General features: G+C 31.4%; 23 protein-coding genes and 2 pseudogenes. 3 read left to right on the top strand and 22 right to left on the bottom strand.

Annotated features, from left to right (window positions below; translation table 11 throughout):
* Positions 1-8: 8 nt before the first annotated feature.
* The 3 genes from KA856_RS07300 to KA856_RS07290 all read right to left on the bottom strand — a co-directional run bounded on the left by KA856_RS07300 (position 9) and on the right by KA856_RS07290 (position 1,996).
* Positions 9-800 (bottom strand): ATP-binding protein, encoded by a 792-nt coding sequence (locus KA856_RS07300; RefSeq protein ID WP_107383924.1) that lies wholly within the window; start codon positions 798-800, stop codon positions 9-11.
* 159 nt (positions 801-959) lie between these two features.
* Positions 960-1,163 (bottom strand): DUF6501 family protein, encoded by a 204-nt coding sequence (locus KA856_RS07295; protein ID WP_107383923.1) that lies wholly within the window; start codon positions 1,161-1,163, stop codon positions 960-962.
* 23 nt (positions 1,164-1,186) lie between these two features.
* Positions 1,187-1,996, bottom strand: a complete 810-nt coding sequence (locus tag KA856_RS07290; RefSeq protein ID WP_107383922.1) for a VOC family protein — start codon at positions 1,994-1,996, stop codon at positions 1,187-1,189.
* A gap of 213 nt (positions 1,997-2,209) precedes the next feature.
* Between KA856_RS07290 and KA856_RS07285 the strand changes: the two genes are divergently transcribed.
* Positions 2,210-2,410, top strand: coding sequence for a hypothetical protein (locus tag KA856_RS07285; protein WP_019468795.1), 201 nt, complete (start codon positions 2,210-2,212; stop codon positions 2,408-2,410).
* Between the two features lie 136 nt (positions 2,411-2,546).
* Here KA856_RS07285 and KA856_RS07280 read toward each other — a convergent pair.
* The 5 genes and pseudogenes from KA856_RS07280 to KA856_RS07260 all read right to left on the bottom strand — a co-directional run bounded on the left by KA856_RS07280 (position 2,547) and on the right by KA856_RS07260 (position 7,325).
* A pseudogene (locus KA856_RS07280) lies at positions 2,547-3,107 on the bottom strand (dihydrofolate reductase family protein).
* A 193-nt stretch (positions 3,108-3,300) separates the two neighbouring features.
* A complete protein-coding gene (locus tag KA856_RS07275; RefSeq protein WP_107505122.1) occupies positions 3,301-4,308 on the bottom strand; it encodes a Gfo/Idh/MocA family protein in 1,008 nt (335 codons plus the stop codon).
* A gap of 26 nt (positions 4,309-4,334) precedes the next feature.
* Positions 4,335-5,480 (bottom strand): Gfo/Idh/MocA family protein, encoded by a 1,146-nt coding sequence (locus KA856_RS07270; RefSeq protein ID WP_107523531.1) that lies wholly within the window; start codon positions 5,478-5,480, stop codon positions 4,335-4,337.
* Positions 5,477-6,370 carry a sugar phosphate isomerase/epimerase family protein gene (locus KA856_RS07265; protein ID WP_107383918.1) on the bottom strand — a complete coding sequence of 298 codons (894 nt, stop codon included), beginning with the start codon at positions 6,368-6,370 and terminating at the stop codon, positions 5,477-5,479. The genes KA856_RS07270 and KA856_RS07265 overlap by 4 nt, the downstream gene beginning before the upstream one ends.
* Positions 6,371-6,452: 82 nt before the next feature.
* Positions 6,453-7,325 (bottom strand): sugar phosphate isomerase/epimerase family protein, encoded by an 873-nt coding sequence (locus KA856_RS07260; protein ID WP_226953471.1) that lies wholly within the window; start codon positions 7,323-7,325, stop codon positions 6,453-6,455.
* 118 nt (positions 7,326-7,443) lie between these two features.
* On the opposite strand from KA856_RS07260, the gene KA856_RS07255 reads away from it, so the two are divergent.
* A complete protein-coding gene (locus KA856_RS07255; protein WP_107505125.1) occupies positions 7,444-8,322 on the top strand; it encodes an AraC family transcriptional regulator in 879 nt (292 codons plus the stop codon).
* Positions 8,323-8,340: 18 nt separating this feature from the next.
* On the opposite strand, the gene KA856_RS07250 is transcribed toward KA856_RS07255, so the two are convergent.
* Positions 8,341-8,928: a LysE family translocator gene (locus tag KA856_RS07250; protein WP_119535893.1), complete on the bottom strand. Its 588-nt coding sequence runs from the start codon at positions 8,926-8,928 to the stop codon at positions 8,341-8,343.
* A 112-nt stretch (positions 8,929-9,040) separates the two neighbouring features.
* Here KA856_RS07250 and KA856_RS07245 point away from each other — a divergent pair, with 112 nt between their 5' ends.
* Entirely contained in the window at positions 9,041-9,589 is a 549-nt protein-coding gene (locus KA856_RS07245; RefSeq protein ID WP_107385799.1) for a helix-turn-helix domain-containing protein, read from the top strand.
* A gap of 916 nt (positions 9,590-10,505) precedes the next feature.
* Here KA856_RS07245 and KA856_RS07240 read toward each other — a convergent pair.
* From KA856_RS07240 to msrA, 13 genes and pseudogenes are all read right to left on the bottom strand, one after another.
* Positions 10,506-11,024 carry a hypothetical protein gene (locus KA856_RS07240; protein ID WP_245336599.1) on the bottom strand — a complete coding sequence of 173 codons (519 nt, stop codon included), beginning with the start codon at positions 11,022-11,024 and terminating at the stop codon, positions 10,506-10,508.
* Positions 11,025-11,614: 590 nt separating this feature from the next.
* The gene (gene sucB, locus KA856_RS07235; protein WP_107523544.1) at positions 11,615-12,898 is read right to left on the bottom strand and encodes a dihydrolipoyllysine-residue succinyltransferase; all 1,284 of its coding nucleotides are present in this window, start codon (positions 12,896-12,898) and stop codon (positions 11,615-11,617) included.
* Positions 12,899-12,911: 13 nt separating this feature from the next.
* Positions 12,912-15,716 carry a 2-oxoglutarate dehydrogenase E1 component gene (locus tag KA856_RS07230; RefSeq protein ID WP_210138584.1) on the bottom strand — a complete coding sequence of 935 codons (2,805 nt, stop codon included), beginning with the start codon at positions 15,714-15,716 and terminating at the stop codon, positions 12,912-12,914.
* Between the two features lie 184 nt (positions 15,717-15,900).
* Positions 15,901-17,256 (bottom strand): HAMP domain-containing sensor histidine kinase, encoded by a 1,356-nt coding sequence (locus tag KA856_RS07225; RefSeq protein ID WP_107523542.1) that lies wholly within the window; start codon positions 17,254-17,256, stop codon positions 15,901-15,903.
* Positions 17,253-17,915 carry a response regulator transcription factor gene (locus KA856_RS07220; RefSeq protein WP_210138583.1) on the bottom strand — a complete coding sequence of 221 codons (663 nt, stop codon included), beginning with the start codon at positions 17,913-17,915 and terminating at the stop codon, positions 17,253-17,255. The genes KA856_RS07225 and KA856_RS07220 overlap by 4 nt, the downstream gene beginning before the upstream one ends.
* 476 nt (positions 17,916-18,391) lie before the next feature.
* Positions 18,392-19,006 carry a phosphatase PAP2 family protein gene (locus KA856_RS07215; protein WP_019468963.1) on the bottom strand — a complete coding sequence of 205 codons (615 nt, stop codon included), beginning with the start codon at positions 19,004-19,006 and terminating at the stop codon, positions 18,392-18,394.
* 18 nt (positions 19,007-19,024) lie between these two features.
* Positions 19,025-20,098 (bottom strand): undecaprenyldiphospho-muramoylpentapeptide beta-N-acetylglucosaminyltransferase, encoded by a 1,074-nt coding sequence (locus KA856_RS07210; RefSeq protein ID WP_107523540.1) that lies wholly within the window; start codon positions 20,096-20,098, stop codon positions 19,025-19,027.
* Between the two features lie 10 nt (positions 20,099-20,108).
* A pseudogene (locus KA856_RS07205) lies at positions 20,109-20,618 on the bottom strand (N-acetyltransferase family protein).
* A gap of 15 nt (positions 20,619-20,633) precedes the next feature.
* The gene (locus KA856_RS07200; protein ID WP_119537729.1) at positions 20,634-22,115 is read right to left on the bottom strand and encodes a S41 family peptidase; all 1,482 of its coding nucleotides are present in this window, start codon (positions 22,113-22,115) and stop codon (positions 20,634-20,636) included.
* Between the two features lie 158 nt (positions 22,116-22,273).
* Positions 22,274-22,495: a YozE family protein gene (locus KA856_RS07195; RefSeq protein ID WP_019468959.1), complete on the bottom strand. Its 222-nt coding sequence runs from the start codon at positions 22,493-22,495 to the stop codon at positions 22,274-22,276.
* Positions 22,495-22,998, bottom strand: coding sequence for a PTS sugar transporter subunit IIA (locus KA856_RS07190; protein WP_071560120.1), 504 nt, complete (start codon positions 22,996-22,998; stop codon positions 22,495-22,497). Before KA856_RS07190 ends, KA856_RS07195 begins: the two co-directional genes overlap by 1 nt.
* A gap of 14 nt (positions 22,999-23,012) precedes the next feature.
* Entirely contained in the window at positions 23,013-23,441 is a 429-nt protein-coding gene (gene msrB / locus KA856_RS07185; protein WP_107523667.1) for a peptide-methionine (R)-S-oxide reductase MsrB, read from the bottom strand.
* Entirely contained in the window at positions 23,434-23,961 is a 528-nt protein-coding gene (gene msrA, locus KA856_RS07180; protein WP_107385363.1) for a peptide-methionine (S)-S-oxide reductase MsrA, read from the bottom strand. Before msrA ends, msrB begins: the two co-directional genes overlap by 8 nt.
* Positions 23,962-24,035: the final 74 nt, after the last annotated feature.

Below are 24,035 nucleotides of genomic sequence, written 5' to 3'. Positions count from 1 at the left end.
ATCCCTCACTAAAAATTTAATTCTACCGCATTTAATATCGCTTGTTGTTCACGTTCGTCTTCTAGTTTATCAATAATCGTACGTTTGATGGCACGTTCTATAGGCATCACGGTAGCCAAATCACTTAAATCAATTAAAGCACGTATGCTCGCTGCTTCTTCAGATATTTGACCTTGTTTAGTCATTGTTCGTAAATCTTCATTAAAATTAATGATTTTTTGTATTGTCGTATCATCTGCTAATTGGCTTTGATCTTTAATTACATCATTTAATATATCCCCATCAATATAATCGACTTGAATGACTATAAAACGGTTTTTTAGTGCTTCGTTCATCGGTAATGTACCAATATATCCCTCATTTATTGCAGCGATTACATTGAATCCTGGAGCAGCATTAATCACTTCGCCAGTGAATGGATTTGTTAATTTTCTGCGGTAATCTAATACACCGTTTAAAATTGGTAATGTTTCTGGTTTTGCCATGTTGATTTCGTCGATATAAAGAATATGGCCTTCTTTCATTGCTTTGATTACTGGTCCATCAATAAATACAATCTCTTGAGTACCATTTTCATTTGTCTGTATAGTTTTAAAACCTAATAAACTTTCAGCATCTAAATCTACTGAACAATTGACTTGATGCATTGGTCGTTGTATTGTTTCACTTAAAGTCTCAGCTAGCTTTGTTTTTCCTGAGCCCGTTGGTCCTTTTAATAAAATATTTTTATTCAATGCCATCAATGATTTTGCATCATCAAATACTGTTTCATCTTTATTAATATATTGTGAGTTCGTCATTGTTTCTTACTCCTTTAAATTTAAAATAAGTTATAAAAAATCCATTTCATTAAAAATAGACCGGGGCTTGAATAATGTTTGATATTATAGCCCTAGTCTTATTAATTTAAGCAATATTTAAAATGCACATTTTCAATAGTACATGTGTCATACTGTAAATTATATCTCTTTAAAGTAGGTTTTAAAGTAGCCACCAACAAGTCCAGAGTTGTCGATGATTTGATAATATTCTTCAGTTTCATTTATTACATCATATTGTTGTCCCACAGTTAACATGTCAGAGACTGTGAATTTTTGCGCATCTGTATGTGTAACTTCTACTTTTTTAATGGGTGTATGATCTTTCCAAGTTTCGTGTAACATTTCTAAAAATCCTCTCTTTTTTATTATGAAGTTTCTAAGGTTAAAATGAATGTAATACCACTTTTTTCAGTGATTCTTAAAGATCTTTCGCCTTCTTGATCTAACGTTTGATAAGGTATTCCTATGGATTCAAGTTCTTCAATAGTCTTTTGAAATTGTGATTTAGATTCTATTCCAAATTCGATTTGTTCTAAAATACCATGTTCAGGCATTAAAATTTCCTCGTTTGATGCGTGAATATGTAGCTCACCGCCTAAACCACCATCACCTATACGAAAAACTTGTATTTTAAATTCAGCATGATCACTAGGAGTATATTCTGCAAAATGTTCTAGGCCAAATACTCTAGTTAAAATAGATTGTGTGAGTACAATATCATTAACTTTTAAGATTACAGGTCCTAGCCCTTGAATCTGATGTAATGGGTTTACATTACTTTCGAATGTTGGTATACCTAATGGTGTGCCAGAATTATGTTCATTGGAATAAATATTAAATGTTTGACCATTTTGATCTTGGAAATTGAAGTATTTATGGCCATTTAAATCTGTAGGTGAACTGAAAGAAATTTGATGTTGTTCTAAAATAGATTGATATTCTTCAATTCCTTCATCACTTGGAACCCTCAATCCGATATTTTCAATATGGTTGTTTTTGTTAATATAGTTTGGTACTTCTACAAAATGTATACGTGTACCTGAATTTAATTCAGCATCACCAAAACGTAAAGCTTGTCCTTTATCTGCCACATTTAATCCAAGTATGTTTGAGAATAACTCTTTGGTTTTACTTAAATCATTTGTCCCTGTAGTAACACTTCTAAGACCATTCATTATATTAACCCCTCTATTCATATCTTTTCAATACATTATAACTTATTTTTCATGTTATTTGTATGATGAAGTATCTGATTGTGCTTGTATTTACAAAATTGTAATTTTTAAACATTGGAGGATTAGCAGAAATGTATTAATATAGGTATATAATAGGAATAATTATTTTATATGTTCAAATATTTATTTAAGTTACTAGAGGAGGTTGTATATATGATTGGTACATGGATTTTATTTGGTGTCACAGTACTTATTGCAGTTTATTCAGGTATTACTTTCTTTTCCAATATAAATAATAAAGCAAAACAGCAAAAAGCAAGCAAAGAAAGTATAAAGAAAAATAATATTTACGGCATTGTTTTTCTAGTGTTTTTAATTCTAGCAATTATTGAACTATTTGTATTTATTGCTTAAATAAAACGTTTTAAAATAGTCAAGAATATAAATGACAATAACGGTTGAAATCGTAAATTTTAAATAAAGGACGCATCCATTAACTACGGATGCGTCCTTTATTTTGAACATGAGATTAATATCTATACCTTTATTTTTACTCTAATTTTTGATAAATCATTTGCACTACCCCACTTTTGTAAACATGTGTGTCACACAAAGTTATGTTTACACGATTTTGAATATGTTCAAAAAGTGGTTTGCCAGAACCTAAAATGACTGGGTGGATTGAAAGCCTATACTCGTCAATAAGGTTAAGATTTATAAAAGTTGTGATAATATTTGAGCCACCATAGAGCCAAATATCTTTATTGCTATGCTCTTTAATTTTAAAAACCATCCCACTGATATCGTCACTATTAATAAATTTTGTTTGATCTTTATCGTTATAATGTTGGTTAGTAAACACGAATTTATGCTTGCTATGAATTTGGTCCCACATCGTTTTATCCCCAAATTGATCGTCCTTTAAATTTGGGATAAATTCGCCTCATAAATCATAACTTTTCCTACCATATATAATGGTATCAATTTGATCTAAAAAATGATTGAAGTTCATTTCTTCATCCATGATGCACCAATCAACTTCTCCATTCGGTCCTTCTATATATCCATCCAATGTAATCGCTAAATCTAAGATAATTTTATTTGTAGGCATCGTGATTACTCCTTATTTTGGTAATGTTTATTATAGTTTATAAAATTACTATTTACAATAAATCAAATGATAATAAAACCGGACAGAAATCAATATAAAAAGATTTCTATCCGGTTCATTAATCAAATTGAATAAGTATGCTTTTAATCACTAATGGTCATGTTCCGCAATAAATCAAAATTTCATTTGTATGTTAAACACTAGTAAAATGAATTGTCTCATTTGCTTGTGAAGATTTTTGTATCGCATCAATGATTGCAATTGATGGTAATGCGTCATTGACGTGTACATAATTTTGGGTATTTTCATAAATTGATTCGTAGAATTGATTTATGAGTGTCCCATGGCTTGGTCCATAATACGATTTTGTACCTGGTAGCTTTTTATCCTCAATAATATGGATTTTGTAACCTTCTTTATTGACACGTGTAAGTATATTATCTTTAATTGTAAATTTTTCATTTTTAAAAATGACTTGAAGCTCAATACTTGAATTGCCAAAATTAGCATTAGTTGCAAAAAACATACCATTTGCTCCATTTTCAAATTTTATATGAGCAGAAGCAGTATCTTCGACCTCGATACGATAATCTAACAACTGTGATACATTGCCTTTAATTGTATCAACGGGACCGCAAAGTAATTGCATTAAATCCAACGTGTGAATGGCTTGGTTAATTAATACGCCTCCTCCAGCGGTATCTAATTTACCGCGCCATGGTTTATCAGTATAATATGATTCGGGTCTGAACCAAGTAACGATTCCTTTTATACCAATGATGTCACCAAATTTGTTGCTTTTTACTATTTGTTGTAAAGTTTGAAATGTATCATTGAATCTATTTTGAAAACAAACACATATTTTAGTATTTGGATTTTTTTGTTCTAATTGTATTAATTTTAATCCTTCTTTAGCGTTGATTGATAAAGGTTTTTCTTGCAATACATGTATACCTTTTTCTACACAGGCAGTCGTCGCAGATACATGCAAATGATGCGGCAAGCAAATATGTACACAATCTAGCGCTACTTCCTCTAACATAACTTCAAAATCTGTAAAAAAAAGAGCGTTGGGTACTTTAGCTTGCAAAGCTTTATCTATATCACATGCAGCAACTAATTCTACATTGGAATTTGTCTCTATCACGTTTAGATGTATTGCTGAAATATCACCTAGCCCTATAATTCCAATTTTCAACATATTACCAGCTCCGATTTTAAACTTTTTTAATGTGCTTCGTTTTGAATTTGTTTATTTAATGCATCCTTAAATTCTGAGGGATTTACTGGAACTGTTACTTCTTTACCTGTCCAACTAGATAAATAAATAGCGTTTACTAGATTCACGCCGTTTATACCATCTTTTCCAGGTGCAATTAGAGGCGTACCATCAATGATATTAGCAGCGAAATTTTCTAATACATTCATATGCTGTTCACCCCATACACTTTCAAATTCAAGTGTTTCTTGCTCATAAATACTTTCTAAACCATTGCCTTTAAAAATTTCAGCTGCTTCTTTCCAAGTCATATTTCGATTCATTTGTGTCTCGGATTCTTTCAAACGTGTCAAAGTTATTGTTTTACTATCTTCAACTAATATTTTCCCTTTATCACCTGTGATTTCTAAACGGTCGGTGCCAATGATGTCATGGGTACATGTAATGAACACACCTGTCGCACCATTTCCATAATCTAGTATGGTTGTAACATCATCATCAACTGCTAAATCACGCTGATAACCATATTTAATATTTGCAAATACAGATTTTGGCATACCACATAGCCACTGTAATAAATCAATTTGGTGTGGTGCTTGGTTTACTAAAACGCCTCCACCTTCTTCTGACCAAGTTGCTCTCCATGAACTTTGATCATAGTAAGCTTGAGGACGCCACCAAGTAGTAATAATCCAATTCGTGCGACGAACATTTCCTATTTCACCGGCGTCAATGAGTGATTTTACTTTTTGGTAAAGTGGATTTGTGCGTTGATTAAAGAATATAGCAAATGTTAAGTGTGGTTTAGATGCTGCTAATTCACTTATTTCTCTCACTTTTTCAGCATAAATATCAGCCGGCTTTTCAAGTAAAGCGTGAATATCTCGTTTTAATGCTTCTTTACCTATATCAGTATGCAGATAATGAGGAACGGTTGTAACAATTGCATCAACATCTCCACTTTCTAGCATAGCGATATAATCATTATAAAATGGTACATTAGGATACTGTTTTTCTACTTCACTTTTCTTTTCAGCATTGATGTCACAAATCGCACCAATTTCAATTTGTGGTATTTTACCAGCTTTAATAAATTCAGCATACGTACTACCTTGAGCGCCCAAACCAATAATGCCTAAACGAATTTTTTTCATTGTGTATTCTCCTTTTTATTTATATTAGATAATATTTTTAAAAGTGCTTCATATTGCATTTTGTATCCTTCTGCGCCATCTTTTGCAGCAGAATTTTGAATTGTTTCAGTTGAATGTTCTAATTCTAAGTCTTTAATAGCATCAAAAACCACAAGGTGAGGTTCAAGTGTTAAGAAACCTTGATAACCTGATTCAAAAAATTGTACTAAGATACTTTCAATCTGACCATCACCTGTACCACAAAGCACATTAAAATTATCTTTATATACTGCATCTTTAATGTGGATATACGCTATGTCATCTGAAAGTAAGTCATAACAGTCTTGTGTATTTTCCCCACATTGGACAAAGTTCGCAAAGTCAAATATCGCCTTGAAATTTGGAGAGTTTACTTCATCAAGAATAAGTTTACATCGACGAGCAATATCACCGAAAATATCTTTTTCATTTTCATGTAACAGTATAATATTGTATTGCTCAGCGATTTTTGCAAATTCTTTTAATTTTGAAATCACAATATCTTTATAAGCATCAAAATTGTCCTCTTTAGGAATGTAAAAACTAAATATTCTAATATACTGACAATTGAGCAATTGACTTATTTCACATAATGCTTTGAGCATTGTTAATTGTTTTTTAAATGCATTTTCATCGTTTATATAAATTTTACCGATTGGTGAACCTATAGAAGAGACACCAATGTCCCATTGCTTTAAGCGAGGAACTACATCTTTCTTAATCATTTCTACTGAGTAATCACCAATATTTTTATCATTAATACCACGTAAGGAAATATATCTCATGCCTAGCTCATTTACCGTTTTTAACTGTGTCTGAAAATCTGAAGCGATTTCATCAGAAAATCCAGAGATCTCAATATTTTTAAACATCGTATCAACATCCTCATCATTTTTGGTAGCGCTTACTTATTCGATGATAAATAAGCACATATTTCTTATTTAAAAGCAAATGTTAAAACCAAGATTTATAACCTAAATCATATAAATGGTTACGGCTAATTGTTAAACAATCATATGGATCTTCGCCGTATAGTTCGTCTTGTTCAACAAAGAAATATTCACTGCCGCTCTCACGTCCAATTTCAATAATATCTTTAAGCGGTAAAGTACCTTTTCCTAATTCAGCAAATTGAGTAATCATATGCAACATATAATATATTTTTTCATGACCTTCCCCAGGATATTGCGACATATCTATTTCGCCTACACGATAATCTTTAAGATGTATAGCACGAATACGATTCGCATATTTTGGTATAACATCTATGGGATTCAGTCCTGCTCTCCAAATCCAATGTACATCTAACTCGAAACCTAAATAATGAGTATTGTCTCTCATTAAATCAAGCATAAACTGTCCATTGTATTGAACAAATTCTAAATTATGCGCATGATAGTATAAATCAATTCCTTCATCTTTAAGTCTTTTGGCATAAGTTTCACAGATTTCAGCAAATTGTAAGGTGCTTTCTTTAGACCCCATATAGTTAATTGGTAACATCCCTATTCTCAATATAGAACAGTTTACAGCTTTACAGTCTGCTACAATTTTATCGAAATCATTTTGTAAAGTATCTCCAGGATATTTTTGTTTAGCAGATATATCCTCTACACCACAGGACATTGCTGCAATATTCATACCGAAATCATTAATAGCTTGTTGCATTTCTTCAATGTTTTGTGAATTCATGTCGATTTGAGAAATCTCGATCGCATTATAACCTAAATCACTGACTTTCTTCAGCACGTTATACAATCCTTCTTCTTGTACTTTTTGTTTGAGCATCATCATTTGAACGCCAATTTGTGTAGATGTAATATTCATTCTTCCTTTCAAAAATATTTATATTTTAGTGTTATAATATAATTATAATTTGAGGGAAAATTAACAACATTGTAAATCATGGAAAAAAGTATGTTTTTTGAGCAGGAGGGATACGTTCATGAAAAATAGAGAAGAATTTGTCCATCAATTTGATACTATTTCACTACCTTTTGAAGGTAAATACGCCGCATGGCATAGAATAAGTGATGGACATTTTGGAAATGAATTACACTATCATGATCATTATGAAATATTTTTTTCATTATCTGGAAATTTGCGTTATACCATAGAAGGACAATCTTTTAATTTAGAGGTTGGTTCAATGCTTATTATCCCACCGTATGAATTTCACCGTTTGGATGAACAAATGGATGGTCATGCAGAGCGTATTGGATTGAGATTTGATGCTAAAATATTAAATGAACTTTCCGTAGAAAATTGTGATCTGAGCATGTGTTTTGATAAATATTCACCAAAGTTTAAATATCTACTGCAATTATCGGAATCTCAAAAAAGAGAATTATATTATTTGTTACAAGGTTTAATTAATGAGCAAGATAATCAAGCTTTTGGTAAAGCATTAGCAGCTAAGTCTTTACTTACTCAGTTTTTAATCATACTTAATAGGACAGCAATAGAAAATGAAGATATTGTTGATTATAGTGATGACCCATCTAGTCATTTAGTTAGACAGGTATTAGATTATATGGAATTGCATTATAGTGAAGACATTTCATTAGAGCAACTTGAAAATAAGTTCTTTGTAAGTCGACACAAAATAACACAACAATTCACAAAACTGGTTGGTTATCCACCTTATCGTTATTTACTAAATTTACGTTTACGAAATGCTCAAAGATTATTAAAAAAAGGAGAAAATCCACAACAAGTAGCAACCAATTGTGGTTTTACTGATTATTCGAATTTTTACAGAAGATTTAAAACATCATATGGTTGTAGTCCACGCGAATTTTTACAGCAATATGATAATCATTAACGTAAAATCAATTCATAACTAATGCATTAAAATATTCAGAGCAACATAAACTAATAAACCAGCCATGACAAAATTAAATAAGCGCTCATGTGCTGCTATAAATGATTTAAATAAAGTGCCCAAAATACCCCAACTCAAAGTGCCAAAAAATCCAATAATAGCCAATAAAATAATAAATGGTAATTGTTCTAGCCAATGCGTATAAAATGGTGTAATAAAAGTGGAAATCACTGTTAAAGCATAAATGATTCCTTTAGGATTAATGAATTGCAGCATTACACCAGATTTTAAACCACTTAGTTCGTGATTAAAAGTTTGTTTCGTCCCATAAATAGAACTCATGGAAATTTTAAAAGCTAAATAAAGTAAATATATAAATGCAAATATTTTCATCCATAATTCAATTTTAGGAAAAACAGCATGCATTGTTGTGTTAAATATATTAGATAGTAATAATAAAAATAGAAAACCTAATCCTACACCAATTGAAAATCGCAAACTACTTTTGAAATTAAAATTTTGAGAAAAAAATAATGCCATAATATTATTTGGTCCAGGTGTAAAGCTTGCTACAATGGCATATATAACCATAGATATTGTTAACATTATAACTCCCCCTATTCGCAAAAACACTATAATGTCCGAATTTACGTTATAGTGTTCGGTCTTCAAATTATATGCTTTGTACGTTATATTGTAAATAGAGGTGTTAAAATTGATGAGAGAAATAAATGATATTATTGCTGAAAATTTAAAATTATATAGAAAACAAAATGGATATTCGTTAGAACAATTATCAGAAGCCACTGGTGTAAGTAAAACAATGTTGGGACAAATAGAACGTAAGATATCCATTCCATCTATCACTACATTATGGAAGATAGCAAATGGTTTAAAAATATCTTTTACAGAATTAACACAAGAAAATGGTAATGTTATACAGAAAATAAGTTTAAATGAAATACAACCTTTAATCTCAGATGATAATAAATACAAAGTATTTCCTCTATTTAAGTTTGATATTGAAAAGAAATTTGAAAGCTATATGGTTATTATTGAAGGTGAAGGTGAAATGAATGGATCACCCCATGGATCAAATACAATGGAATATATCACAGTCTATGAAGGTACCTTAACACTTATATTAGACGGGGAAACCTTTGTTATTCATAAAAATGAAGCTATTAAATTTAATGGAAATATGTTCCATCAATACTTAAATCAGCACAACGTAGCTGTACGATTACATATGACTATTCATTATTAATAAGTAATAACATAAATTGATTGAAATGACTGTTTTTACAGTTTTTTCATGTTTGATGATATGGGTATGCTTAATTTGATATATTAAATGAGGCAATATTAAGGACTGATTCAGAGAAAGAAATCATTTTATATTGCTCTCTTTTATCGATTGATTTATGACGACTCCTGCGGGAATAGCACTAGCCGAAGACTATAGGCTAAGGCAGTGTCCGCGGAAGCGTGCATAAAAGAAACTGCCAACAAAGTTGGAGACTTTGCCGACAGTCTGAAAGCACCTAAATTATTTGGGTGCTTTTGTTTTATATTCAAATATTACAATGACTTTCAACAGTAAAATAATACTAGAGCGCGCATTTGATTGTTATCAAAAAATGAAATAAACACATAAAAATACAACGACGCTAAACGCCGTTGTATTAGGGTTATTAAACTATTTTGTGTTGTGGATTAAGATTCTAATAGTAAATCTTCAGGATTTAGATAGAATATATATTATAATGTTATATATAGTGAAATGTTGTTATGAATTTCCATGATTAGTGAATTCTATGAGACAAATTTGGGGCAAAGAAATAATGTCTGGATTTAGTCATAACGAAAATCTGCGTTTAGATGTGAACACTTTTGTACTTGTCTACATCCATACAATACATTTATTAATAATAAAACCACGTTATTTTAATTAATAACGTGGTAAATTTCAACACAATCAATGTGCTACTTTTTTTTCATATTCTCTTTTCCTAAAATAAAATACGATAGTAATAAACCAACACCAACTATTATTAGGCAAAATAGTATTTTCCACACTATTGTTTCAGGCATTGGAAAAATATAAAACATTGTACACATAACTAATGCCATTATGATACCGAATCTCAATGAATTTTTAAGTGTCATAAAACCACCTCTTTTTATTGATATCCCCAATTAGTACCTTTAAACACATAATTACCGGCAGCATCTTTTACAGTTTCCATATTTATATAAACTCCTTTATTTGTATCTAAAGCTGAACCAGCCATAGCTCCAAGGAAACTACCAATAGAACCACCTAAAGGACCACCTATTAATCCTGATATTGCACCGGTTGCAGCTGCACCTGACCACGCTATAGCTTTAGTATATGCTGATGATAAGTATAGTGTAGCTTTACCGTTGCCATGGTCAACAAAAGTCGTTTTTCCAGCGCGTAATTGGTCTTCAGCTTTATACTGTTTAATTTCTTCTTTTGTATATATGTCGTTAATATCATAACCATCTTTTTCTAATTGGTCAAACAAATCTTGGTTTGAAAAATATTGAACCTTAGAATTTGTAGACTGACCGCCTTGTGACTGATTTTCTGCTTCTTTTGCGTCTGCATATGGAACAGTTGCATATCCAAGTATTAAAGCGCCCGTAGCCAAAGTTGCGAATAATATTTTTTTCAAATCATTCCATCTCCTCTACTAAATTATTTATTTCAAATATAGTATATCATTTTATATTGTAAACGGTTTATTATTCTTTAATCGTTTACTTTTATTTCATAACTGTTGTATTCTACTTATTTTTCGTAACAAAATAAAACTTGTATACGTATTGATAAAGTATTAGCGTTACAGTTTAAAGATATCTATCTTAGCACAGCATGCCAATTCCCTTAAAAGCTATTCAAGAGCGTGTGGGTCATTCTGATAGCAATATGCATTAAAGATATACACACATGTAACTGGTAACATGGGTCGAAACTTGATTAATGAATTAGGGGCATATGACGAAGACTATAGGCTAAGGCAGTGTCCGCGGAAGCGTGCATAAAAGAAACTGCCAACAAAGTTGGAGACTTTGCCGACAGTCTGAAAGCACCTAAATTATTTGGGTGCTTTTGTTTTATATTCAAATATTACAATGACTTTCAACAGTAAAATAATACTAGAGCGCGCATTTGATTGTTATCAAAAAATGAAATAAACACATAAAAATACAACGACGCTAAACGCCGTTGTATTAGGGTTATTAAACTATTTTGTGTTGTGGATTAAGATTCTAATAGTAAATCTTCAGGATTTTCAATTAATTCTTTAATAGTTTTTAAGAAACCTACTGCTTCTTTACCATCGATGATTCTGTGATCATAACTTAATGCAATATACATCATCGGACGGTTTTCAATTGTATCTGCATCGATAGCAATTGGACGTGTAATAATAGAATGCATACCTAGAATCGCAGCTTGGCTACCATTAATAATTGGTGTAGACATCATTGAACCAAAGATGCCGCCATTTGTAATAGTAAACGAACCATTTACCATGTCATCTAAACCTAATTTTTTATCACGTGCTTTGATAGCTAAATTAGCAATTTCATCTTCAATTTCGGCAAAGTTTTTCTTATCACAATCTCTTACAAATGGTACTAGTAAACCATCATCTGTAGATACTGCAACACCGATATCATAGAATTGTTTAGTAATCATGTCTTCACCATCAATTTCAGCGTTTACTTCAGGGTATTTTTTCAAAGCTGCTACTGATGCTTTTGTAAAGAATGACATAAATCCAAGTTTTGTGCCATCATGATCTTTAATGAACTGTTCTTTTTTACGTTTACGTAAGTTCATCACATTTGTCATGTCTACTTCATTAAATGTCGTTAGCATTGCTGTATTATTAGATACTTCTAATAATTTTTTAGAAGCTGTTTTCTTACGGCGAGACATCTTTTCTCTGATAACTGGTTTTGTTGGGTTTTGTTGAGCTGCTTGTTTTTTAGGTTCTTCTTTTGTTGATGATTGTGCAGCTTGTTCATTTTTATTATTTTGTGTTTGATCGACATGTTCTTTTCTAACAACGTCATTTGATTGTGTTGCTACTTCTGATAAGTCAATGCCTTTTTCACGAGCATATTTACGTGCAGATGGTGTCGCATTAACACGTTGTCCTTTATCTTGTGAATCGTCAGTAGTGCTATCATTATCCTTTTGAGATTCTGATTCTGTTTTTGGTTGCTCTGATTCTTCCTTACTAGCAGATGCTTGTGATTCAGAATTATCTTGTTTTGGTGCTTCTGAATTATTATTGCCACTTCCTTCGCCTACAACAGCGATAGATTGACCAACTTCTACAGTATCACCTTCATTTGCAAGTAATTCTTGCAATACGCCAGCTTCTTCAGAAACAACTTCGACGTTTACTTTGTCTGTTTCTAATTCAAGGATAGCTTCACCTTTATCTACACTATCACCGACTTGTTTTAACCATTCTGCAATGGTACCTTCTGTAATGGATTCTGCTAATTCTGGAACTTTTACCTCTGGCATGCTTAACTTCCCCCTAGTTAAATTTTGTGCTTTGTTCGATTATCATATTTTGAACAAGTTTGTGTATTTCTCCATCACCTTCAGCAGGAGCTGAACGTTGAATACGGCCATGATAACTTAAATCGTATTTATCAGTTGTTAATTCTTTTAGATATGGATAAACAAATGACCAAGCGCCTTGGTTCTTAGGTTCTTCTTGTACCCAAGCTACATTTTCTAAATTAGGTAATTCATTTAGTAACGTTTCAATTTCTTCAGCTGGGAATGGATACAATCTTTCCACGGCAACTAATAAAATTGAATTGTTTCGATTTTTTGCTAAATATTCTTTTAAATCAATAAACATTTTACCTGAAGCTAGAATAACTTTTTTAACAGCATCCTTATCATGTTCTTCTGGTAAAATTGGTTCGAATTTTCCAGATGTAAATTTATCAATTGGATCAGCAACCGTTTTATTACGTAAGAGACTCTTAGGAGACATTACCACTAGTGGTCTCATTGATTGTGTACCTAAGCTAGCAGCTTGAGCTCTCAGTAAATGGAAGTAGTTGCTTGAGCTTGATAAGTTTACTACTGTAGCGTTATTTTCTCCAGCTAATTGTAAAAATCTTTCTAGACGTGCCGATGAATGTTCAGGGCCTTGACCTTCAAATGAATGAGGTAAGAATAGTGTTAAACCTGAACGTTCGCCCCACTTGGCTCTAGCACTAAATAAGAAGTTGTCGAATATCATTTGAGCCATATTAGAAAAATCTCCATATTGTGCTTCCCAGATTGTCATACAATCTTTATTTTGCACATTATAACCATATTCAAAACCAACAACCGCTGCTTCTGATAGTGGCGAATTACGCACTTCAAAAGTTGCTTTTTGTCCTGGGACATTGTGTAGTGGGATATATTCTTCACCTGAATCAGGGTCGTGAAGTACGGCGTGACGGTGACTGAATGTACCACGTTCACTATCTTGTCCAGTTAAGCGAATAGGTGTACCTTTTTGAGTGATTGTTGCGAAGGCTAATTGTTCTGCTTGAGCCCAATCAACTAATCCTTCTTCGCTCTCAAAAGGTTCTCTTCTTTTCTCTAAGACTTTATTTAATTTTTTAAGAACATTAAAGTTAGATGGATATGATAGCATTGCATCATTAATTTCTTTAAGTTGTTCATAACTTACATCCACATCGACACTTTGGAGTGGTTCTGCAAGACTATCTGGTTTTTGCATATCAGGATTATCCATCTTGTCGTTTTTATCTATTTCATCATGAGCGGCACGAAGTTCTTTTTGAACATCATCAAAGATTTGATTCATTTGATCTTCAGAAATAATATTATCTTGAACTAATTGATGACCATAAAGTACATCAACAGGGTCATGTTTTCGAATATTGTGGTATGGTAACGGATTGGTAATGGATGGTTCATCCATCTCATTGTGGCCATATCGACGATATCCAACCAAATCAATGACAACATCTTTATGGAATTCTTTCCTAAATGCCATAGCGATTTCGATTGCCTCAATTGTTGCTTCAACATTATCCGCATTAACGTGCATGATAGGGACATCATAACCCTTTGCAACATCAGATGAATACGTTGTGGAACGTCCATCTTCTGGCTCTGTTGTAAAGCCAATTCTATTATTAGTGATGATATGAAGTGTACCGCCTGTTGAATAGCCATCCAAATTTTCCAAATTCATTGCTTCGAAGTTAATACCTTGACCTGGGTATGCAGCATCACCATGAATTAATATTGGCATAGATTTATGGAAATCAGTGTGAACAGCTCCAGATTTATCAGTATCATCTTGATTTGCACGTGTTTTACCTAAAACAACTGGTGCAACTATTTCAAGGTGACTTGGGTTATTAGCAAGAGAAATACGTTGCTCACTACCATATGAATTTGTAGTTTTGACACCACCGAGATGGTATTTCACATCTCCTGACCAACCAGAAGTTAATTCTAAACTGCCATCTTTCGGTAGGAACTTCATTGGATCAGTATGCATGAATTCTGAAATCATCATTTGATATGGTTTTTCTAACACATGTGTGAGTACATTTAATCTACCACGGTGGGCCATACCAATTTGTATGTTTTGAATGCCTTCATCACTAGCAAGTCTTAATGTCTGTTGTAACATTGGAACTAGTGTGTCTACACCTTCTATGGAGAAACGTTTTGCGCCCACAAAATTTTTGTGTAAATATTTTTCGAAGCCTTCTACATGTGCTAAGTTTTTAAATAATTCAATCTTTTGATTATCGTTTAATGTCGCTTTGTATGGTGTTTCTATTCTACGTTTTAACCATACACGTTCCCTATTGTTATTGATATGTGTATATTCAAATGCAATAGGACCTTTATAACGTTTTTCCATACGAACAATAGCTTCATAAGCATTATCGTAAATATCTTTAAAGTGTTCAGATACGATACCTGCTGAAATTGATTCTAATGTTTCTCTATCCAAATTAAAATCTTCAATATTTAATTTTGGAAGATTTTCTCTTACAGGTTTGTTAACTGGATAAATATCTGCCAATAAATGCCCATATTGACGTATGTTATCTATGAGACGCATAACACGTTTAATCGTGCTATCAGCTTTAGTCGCATTTTGTTGACCTTCAGCTGTATTTGTTGCGATGTTTGCTTCACCGTTTTTGATTGTACTAAATAGGACTTGTAAATCTTCAGGGACTGAAGCCGGATCATTCAAATACAAATCATATAAATCTAAAATGTATCCAAGATTTGCCCCGAAATTTACAGGTGCCTGGGTAACCTGACTTTCGTTGCTCATATTACACCCTCCACAAAATAGTTAAAACGCTTACAAATCAATAATAGCATTAAATATAACCAAATTAAAGTGTCAATAACTAGTTATATGAAAAAAGCAGAACCTGATTTTATTTGGCTCTGCTAATTATATTTTCATTTTATAGCGTAACATATTTTCTGTCGAAATAGTAACCGGTTAAAAATCAAAATGTGATTTTAAATGTCGTGTATTTTCCTACTTCACTTTCTACATGAATCGTACCATGATTTAATTCAATGATTTTTTTAGCTATCGATAAACCTAAACCGTTTCCTCCTAATTTTCTGGAACGAGATTTATCTACTCTATAGAATCTATCGAAAATAAAATCTATATCTTCTTTTGGAATACCAACACCATGGTCAGTGATTTCTATTGATATTTGTTTGTTTCGCAGGTTTGTCTGAATTTGAATATATTTATTAACTTGATCATATTTCATAGCGTTATCAATAAAGATAACTAATACTTGTTCGAATTGATAACGATCTATTTTTATATTAAGTGGTTTATGATACGGTTCAAATTCAAAAATATAATCTTGATGTAGCTGTTTTAAAGATTTAATTCTAGAAGTTATCTCTTGATTAATTTCTACGCTTTCTGTTTCATTTTCTTTACTGTTGTTATTATCTTTTGTTAATAATAATAATTCTTCAACTAATTTTGTAATTCTAGTCATCTCTTCTAAAGATATATCGAGAGATTCTTCAAGAATTGCTGCATCTTTTTTGCCCCAACGCTGTATCAAATTCAAGTGTCCCTGAATAATTTGTAATGGTGTACGTAGCTCATGAGAAGCATCTTCAACAAATTGTCGCTGTTGATTAAACGACTCTTCCAATTGAAACATCATTTCATTAAAGGTAACGATTAAATTATCTGTTTCTTCATAATTTGTAACTAGATCAACTTTTTCTTGGAAACCATCACGACGAATTTGCTGCATTTTATTAGACATTAAGATTAATGGTTTTGTAATTTGTGCAGAGAAGAAGTAACTTACCATTGCAGTGATAAAAGTAGCAATAACCCCAAATATGAGTGCAATAAAATATAGTGAATTAACAAGTGCATTATAATTTTCTAAAGAATGAATGATTACACTATATCCTTTGAAGTGCTGCGTATTAATTCGATTTGTAATAATTAAATAATCGTTGTTATGATAATTTTTTATCAAAGCAGTATTGATTTCTTTAGGTTTAAAATTGGGTGAAAAAACGATATCGTTATCATTTGAAGTTTCTATTTGTTTTTCACCTTTTTTATCAAAAAGAATCACTTTTTGAAAATTACCTAACGATGCATTTAAATCTAATGGCGTAATATCATTCAATTGTTTAGTTTCAAATAGTTGAATGATATCCGATGAACTTCTTTCTGCTTCGCTAAGTTCATTGTGACGTAATGCATTACTTAGAAAGAATATAATAATTAAACTGAAGATAAAAATTGTTGAAAATGTAATGGTTGTTGTGATAATCATCCACTTAGTTTTTAATTTACGCTGTTTCATTTTCTAACCACGTATCCCACACCACGTACAGTTTCGATAATTTTATCTTTGCCATATGGTTTAAGCTTATTTCTTAAATAACGTATATATACATCAACAACATTTGTTTCAACTTCTGAATCATAGCCCCACACATCTGCGATAATTTGCTCTCGCTGTAATACATGATTACGATTTTCAGCTAATAAGGTCAATAAATCATATTCTGTTTTCGTCAAATCTAAAGTATTACCATCTACAGTGACTTTAAAGCCATCTCTATCTATAATAATGCCTTGCATGTCTATGATGTTTTTTTGTGGCTGTCTACGTAACATTGCTCTAATTCTTGCTAATAATTCTTCAATATCAAATGGTTTTACTATATAATCATCTGCACCATAATCTAATCCTGCTACTTTATCATAAGTGTCACTTTTAGCTGTGATAATAATTATAGGAGTGGCTTTATTTTGTCTTACTTGTCTACAAATTTCTAAACCATTAATATTTGGTAACATCAAGTCTAACAAAATTAAATCGTAATCATTGGTTAAAGCTTTCTCTAACCCAGGTTTGCCATCATATTCAATATCTACTACATAATTTTCGTGTTCTAATTCTAGTTCGATGAAACGAGCAAGATTTTGTTCATCTTCAACAATTAAAATTTTTGTCATTGCTTACACCTCAAAATATATAATATATGAAATAACAGTTTATAGAAAGTAACAGGGTATTAAAAATACAATAAGATAGTGAAGATAATTAAGTGTAATAATGTTGAAATAAAAGATTAGAAAAATTTTCGAAATCTAATTGACAATTATTCTCAGTATTGTATAATGTAATTGAAAATGATTATCAATACTACATAGACATTCCCCCCACACATATTTGTTTTAGTAGGAATGATCATTTTCGTAAATATCCCCTTTTATATGCCCGTAAAAGACTAACGTTGTAAAACAACGTATATATAAAAACCGGTTTTGCAGTGTGAAATCGGTTTTTATAATAATTTTTGACACAATTAAATTAAGTTTGAGATAAAATCATTTCAGACGAATTTAAAAAAGGCAATTTCTATTTTTGTATAGAAATTGCCTTTTTCTCTATTTTATTGTGATTTAACTTCTCAAGGTGTAATTATCATTTATATTTTTAACTTGTGTCTTAATATCAATGTTGATAAAACGACGCAAAAAGCACCACCAATAATACCAGCAATGATATCTGTAGGATAATGCACTCCTAGATATACTCTTGATGATGAAATTAAAATAATAAATAGTGCTGAAAGACCTATCATTATCCCTTTTGTTTTCCCTTTTAAGACACGATTAGCAATGTAAATGGTACTGCCAAAGAAAGCAGCTGAGCCCATTGCGTGTCCACTTGGAAAACTAAAACCAGAGATATCTATAAGTCGTAATAATGTAGGTCTTTCTCTATCAAATATATTTTTTAATAATGGATTTAAAGTACTTGATAAACTCATAGCTATAGCAAAGAAAAGTGCCTCTATATTTAACTTTTTCAGCATTAAATAGGCGATGAGTAATAATGATAAACAAACCATTGCCCATACTTCACCGATTTTAGTTACTCCTAAGAAAAATGTGGTAGTTATGAAGCTTTCAGAAGAATATATAAATTCGTAAACTTCATTGTCTATCCATTTTCCTAATCTAGATTCATGGAAGGATGCAATAATGCCAAAAATTAATGTAAAAATAATGAGTAGACTTATTCTTTTCCAACGACTCATTGCGTATCCTCCCTATTATTAGTTATTTGCATCATTAACAATTTTATGAAATAAATCTTGGCGTGTAAAACTTTCCTTGTATGTTTGCATTTGAGTGATGATTGATTCACGTTGTGTTTCAATATCTTTTAACTGATCGATAAGTTTATGTTCAGTTAAAGTGTCTTCTGGAATCGTTCTTCCAAAACCTTTAGATTCAAAATTTTTCGCATTGTCAATTTGATCTCCCCTAGATTGGTCAAGACCTAAAGGAATTAAGAGCATTGGAATTCTTAATGCTAAAAACTCATATATAGCGTTTGAACCAGCACGGCTAATAACTGTATCTGTTATCGCTAATAAGTCAGTTAAATCGTCTTTAACAAATTCAAATTGAACATAACCTTCTTTATGCGTTAAGGATTGATCTAGCAAACCTTTGCCAGTTAAGTGAATGATTTGATAATTTTTTAATAATGCATCTAAATTATCTCTAATTATATCATTTAACTTTTTACTTCCAAGGCTTCCCCCCATGATTAATAAAACTTTTTTATCATCTTTAAATTCTGTTAATTGATAACCTCTATTTTTATCACCGCTTTTTAAATCTTCACGTACTGTAGCACCTACAAAATCTGCTTTTTCACTAGGAAGATATTGCAATGTATCTTCAAAAGTTGTATAAATCTTTTTAGCGAATTTTAAAGCAATTTTATTTGCTAAACCTGGTGTTAAATCAGACTCATGTATGATTGTTGGAATTTTCAAAGATTTAGCAGCAATAACTACTGGCACAGATACAAAACCGCCTTTTGAAAATAATAGGTCAGGACGTTCTTTTTTTAATATTCGTCTTGAATCGAATATACCTTTTAAAACTTTAAAAATATCTTTGATATTTTCAAAAGAGATGTATCGTCTTAATTTGCCACTTGAAATTTTATGGTATGGAATCTCTGGTAATTGAGATTCAATCATTTCTCGTTCCATACCATTTTTTGATCCAATATAAAAAGCTTCATGTCCTTCCTCTAAAGCTGTTGGAATTAAACTGAGATTTACAGATACATGTCCAACAGTACCGCCACCAGTAAATGCGATTTTTGTCATATTATTACCTCTATTCTTCTAATTTTTTATAATAGGCATAGAATGGTTCTCCTTTGTCGAAAGGAGGATAATCAATATTTACTTCACCTAATTTGATAAAGCCAAATTTTTAGAATAATCCTTGAGCACGTTTATTTAATGCAAAAGTGTCAGTTAACATTACATGTACATTATCTTTTAACGCAAGGTTAACAGCAAAATCAAATAATTTTGTTGCAGCACCCTTATATTCTGATGAGGCTGCTAATCTATGAATAACGTATGCATTTTTTCTATCAATTGGCCATGCCAGTTCATCATACCATTCAGATTGTTGTTGGTCGACAACTATAAAAGCATAAATTATCTCATTTTCTTCTAGTACAAAAAGTGAGTCTTTACTAATATCTTCTTTAAAATGTGATTTTAATGGATATTGTTCATCCCATTGTGTGTTATTTTCTTGTTTCATTATTGATTTTGCTTCTTCTACAATCGTTAAAATAGTTGGTAAATCTTTTATAGTACCTAATCTTATCATGGGGATTTCACCTCTTTAATTTAATTTATTTAATAAAGTTTTTAATACAGTATCTTCTTTATTAGCTTTATTAACTAAAGCTTGAGTGAATTTATCATTGGTTTGTTTGTCGAACTTTCCATTAACTGTTAAATTATTATCTTTTTGGAATGATTTAACAGCATCTTCTAAATCGTTATCAAAGATTTTAGATTTATTATTAGTCTCATAGTTTAATGCAGATAGACCTATTTTTATTGTTTTTATATGTTTGTCTTCGTCACCCAATTGATAAGTTTGTGTATTAGGTATGACATTTAATGATTGATATTCAGGTTCTTTAATTTTTGTATCAGGCGTAATACCTTTTCCGTGAATATAATGGGATTTTGGTGTTAGCCATTTCATATTCGTAAATTTTAATAACGAACCGTCATCAAATTCATGCGTTGTTTGTACAATACCTTTACCAAAAGTTTTTGAACCGTAAACTTTGGCTTTATTATAATCCATCATTGCACCTGTGAATACTTCAGATGCACTGGCTGAACCTTTGTTTACTAAAATTGAAACATCCATATCTTTAGCTTCTTTGTTAGCGTCGTTTGATGTTTTTATTTGTTCTTTTTGATCGCCTTTTTCAAGTTGAACTGCAGTTTTATCTTTATCTATAAAAATATTCACCATTTTCACAGCTTCATCAAGTAATCCACCGGGATTATTACGTAAATCGAGAACAATTTTTCTAATTCCATCTTTATGCGCTTTAATAATTAAAGATTTTAACTCACCTGATGTACTACTTTGGAATTTATTAATTGTAAACACACCAGTATTTCCATGTTTTTCATATTCTACACTCTTAACGTGTATTTTATCTCTTTTAATAGTGATTTCGTGTGCTTGATTCGCTCTTTCAATTGTTAATGTGACTTTTGTTCCTTGTTTTCCACGCACTTTTTTGACAATAGCTTCAAGTGGTTGTCCTTTAATAGACTTACCATTTACCTTAGTCACTACATCTTTAGGTTGAATGCCAGCTTTTTCCGCAGGGGAGTTTTTCATCGGGCTTGTAATTTGGATTTTATCTCCTTTTTTTTGCATTTCTGCACCGATACCTACAAAATCACCTGAGACATCTTCGTTAAACGATTTAGACTCCTTTTTTGTCATATACTCTGAATATGGATCATCTAAATCTTTAACCATCCCTTTAATTGCAGATTCAGATATTTTTTCTGAATCAGTATTTTTATAATATTCTTTATTTAAAATACGATAGACATCTTCAACTTTTTTCATTTCAGCTTTTTGCTTTCCATCCAGTCCACTTGTCCAGTGCATGACTGCTATGGTTGCAAAGACCGTTAAAACTGCTGTTATGAGCACAATACTTATGATTGTTAAAATAAAATTTTTACGTTTAAAGCTTAATTTTTTAGTGGGCTGTTTGTTATTTGCATCGTCAGTTTTGGTTTCTTTGTTGTGTTCATTTTCCATGTCTGATCTTTCCGACATTTTATCACTTCCTAAATATATGTATGTTTCAAATCAAAATTTTATTGATTTGAAAATAAAAGTAGCTGGGATTGAATCATTAAAGATTAATCCCAGCTCTCTATGATACTCTATTATTTTAATATACTTTACTATATTCGCTCAAATATAAACTAAGACTAAAATTTTAACCATTCAGTATATTCTTCATATAAACTATCAAAAACAGACATTGAAACGGTGTAACTTCCTTGCATTTCAATGTAATCAGATAGTGCATGAAAATCTTTTTCCTGTCGTGGAAAAGACAAATCATCAAAAATTTCTTCTGCTAATTCGCCTTTTTCGTCTTTTCGACCACGTGCTGTTAATGCAAATTGATAAAATGAATGATCTTTCATTAGTTCATTGTCACATCTATAATTTTAGTTTCACCTTTAGTTACTGAAGTTACATCGTCGGCAATTGCAATTGATGATGTGTTATCTGAGTTTGTAACAATAATCGGAGAAATAACTGATTTAGCATTTTCTTTAATATAATCTAAATCAAAACGTAATAATGGGTCTCCAACATTAACAGTATCGCCACTTTCAACTAATACTTCGAAACCTTCCCCATCAAGTTGAACTGTATCTAAACCAATATGAACAAGTAGTTCAAGTTCATTATCAGCTTGTAAACCAATAGCGTGTTTTGTTGGGAAGATATTATCTACTTTACCATTGATTGGAGAAACAACTTCACCGTCAGTTGGATTCACTCCGAATCCCTCTCCCATCATTTTTTGTGCAAACACTGGATCTGGAATATCTTCTATTTTTACATATTCTCCTGTAATAGGTGCATATACACTTGTTTCTTTGTCGACTTCTTTACCTTTACCAAATAATTTTTTAAACATGTCTTGTTCGCTCCTTATTTTTCAAAATGTGGTATTAAATCTTCATAGCCTAATTCTTCTAGTTTGTCATATGGTATGAATTGAACAGCAGCTGAGTTAATACAATATCTTAAACCACCGCTATCAGTTGGACCATCATTGAAAACATGTCCTAAATGACTGTTTGCATCTTCAGAGCGTACTTCTGTCCGTACCATACCAAATGTTTTGTCAACAAGCTCTATGATTTCTTCATCATCTAAAGCTTTTGAGAAACTAGGCCAACCACAGTCTGATTCAAATTTTTCTTCTGAGGTAAATAAAGGTTTACCAGAAATTTTATCAACATAAATCCCTTTTTCAAAATGATTCCAATACTCATTTTGAAATGGAGGTTCAGTTCCATCTTCTTGTGTTACCAAATATTCTATTTCAGTTAAATCATTTTTATTTTTTTTAATCATATTGTTTCCCCCAATGTTTTTCTATAAAACTTTTACGGCCAGAACCACGCTGATATTGCTCATAATGTAGTGGATTCTTTTTATAATAATCTTGATGATATGATTCAGCAGGGTAAAAGTTTTTGTATGGTTTTATGGGTGTAATTACAGGGTTGTTGAATATTGCCTGCTCATTTAATTCTTGAATTTTTGCTTCTGCGGCCTTTTTTTGCGCTTCATTATGATAAAAAATAGCTGGTTGATAATGTTCGCCTCTATCAAAAAATTGACCACCGTTATCAGTAGGATCAAATGTCTTAAAATAAACATCCAAAATGTTTTCGAAGGTAGTGATTTCAGAGTTATATGTGATTTGTACTGCTTCTACATGACCGGTTTGTCCACGGCTAACATCTTCATAAGAAGGATTTTCAACATGTCCACCACTATAGCCAGAAACAACATTTTCAATGCCTGGATAAGATGTGAATGGTTTTACCAAACACCAGAAACAACCTCCAGCTAATGTCGCATATGCCATGGTATACCTCCTTTTTTATTATCTTGTCATTAAGTTATCATTAATTCCAGAGATAAGCTATTAAATTGTTTTGA

Source organism: Staphylococcus sp. GDB9P120P (assembly GCF_017893435.1).
Lineage (GTDB): Bacteria > Bacillota > Bacilli > Staphylococcales > Staphylococcaceae > Staphylococcus > Staphylococcus cohnii.
Note: the sequence above shows the minus strand (reverse complement) of the source record. Positions and strands in the feature narration are given on the sequence as shown.

Excerpts from the sequence above, each read along its gene's own strand:
- KA856_RS07300 (WP_107383924.1), bottom strand. The coding sequence starts at position 800 with ATGACGAACTCACAATATATTAATAAAGATGAAACAGTATTTGATGAT.
- KA856_RS07295 (WP_107383923.1), bottom strand. The coding sequence starts at position 1,163 with ATGTTACACGAAACTTGGAAAGATCATACACCCATTAAAAAAGTAGAA.
- KA856_RS07290 (WP_107383922.1), bottom strand. The coding sequence starts at position 1,996 with ATGAATGGTCTTAGAAGTGTTACTACAGGGACAAATGATTTAAGTAAA.
- KA856_RS07285 (WP_019468795.1), top strand. The coding sequence starts at position 2,210 with ATGATTGGTACATGGATTTTATTTGGTGTCACAGTACTTATTGCAGTT.
- KA856_RS07275 (WP_107505122.1), bottom strand. The coding sequence starts at position 4,308 with ATGTTGAAAATTGGAATTATAGGGCTAGGTGATATTTCAGCAATACAT.
- KA856_RS07270 (WP_107523531.1), bottom strand. The coding sequence starts at position 5,480 with ATGAAAAAAATTCGTTTAGGCATTATTGGTTTGGGCGCTCAAGGTAGT.
- KA856_RS07265 (WP_107383918.1), bottom strand. The coding sequence starts at position 6,370 with ATGTTTAAAAATATTGAGATCTCTGGATTTTCTGATGAAATCGCTTCA.
- KA856_RS07260 (WP_226953471.1), bottom strand. The coding sequence starts at position 7,325 with ATGAATATTACATCTACACAAATTGGCGTTCAAATGATGATGCTCAAA.
- KA856_RS07255 (WP_107505125.1), top strand. The coding sequence starts at position 7,444 with ATGAAAAATAGAGAAGAATTTGTCCATCAATTTGATACTATTTCACTA.
- KA856_RS07250 (WP_119535893.1), bottom strand. The coding sequence starts at position 8,928 with ATGTTAACAATATCTATGGTTATATATGCCATTGTAGCAAGCTTTACA.
- KA856_RS07245 (WP_107385799.1), top strand. The coding sequence starts at position 9,041 with ATGAGAGAAATAAATGATATTATTGCTGAAAATTTAAAATTATATAGA.
- sucB (WP_107523544.1), bottom strand. The coding sequence starts at position 12,898 with ATGCCAGAGGTAAAAGTTCCAGAATTAGCAGAATCCATTACAGAAGGT.
- KA856_RS07230 (WP_210138584.1), bottom strand. The coding sequence starts at position 15,716 with ATGAGCAACGAAAGTCAGGTTACCCAGGCACCTGTAAATTTCGGGGCA.
- KA856_RS07225 (WP_107523542.1), bottom strand. The coding sequence starts at position 17,256 with ATGAAACAGCGTAAATTAAAAACTAAGTGGATGATTATCACAACAACC.
- KA856_RS07220 (WP_210138583.1), bottom strand. The coding sequence starts at position 17,915 with ATGACAAAAATTTTAATTGTTGAAGATGAACAAAATCTTGCTCGTTTC.
- KA856_RS07215 (WP_019468963.1), bottom strand. The coding sequence starts at position 19,006 with ATGAGTCGTTGGAAAAGAATAAGTCTACTCATTATTTTTACATTAATT.
- KA856_RS07210 (WP_107523540.1), bottom strand. The coding sequence starts at position 20,098 with ATGACAAAAATCGCATTTACTGGTGGCGGTACTGTTGGACATGTATCT.
- KA856_RS07200 (WP_119537729.1), bottom strand. The coding sequence starts at position 22,115 with ATGTCGGAAAGATCAGACATGGAAAATGAACACAACAAAGAAACCAAA.
- KA856_RS07195 (WP_019468959.1), bottom strand. The coding sequence starts at position 22,495 with ATGAAAGATCATTCATTTTATCAATTTGCATTAACAGCACGTGGTCGA.
- KA856_RS07190 (WP_071560120.1), bottom strand. The coding sequence starts at position 22,998 with ATGTTTAAAAAATTATTTGGTAAAGGTAAAGAAGTCGACAAAGAAACA.
- msrB (WP_107523667.1), bottom strand. The coding sequence starts at position 23,441 with ATGATTAAAAAAAATAAAAATGATTTAACTGAAATAGAATATTTGGTA.
- msrA (WP_107385363.1), bottom strand. The coding sequence starts at position 23,961 with ATGGCATATGCGACATTAGCTGGAGGTTGTTTCTGGTGTTTGGTAAAA.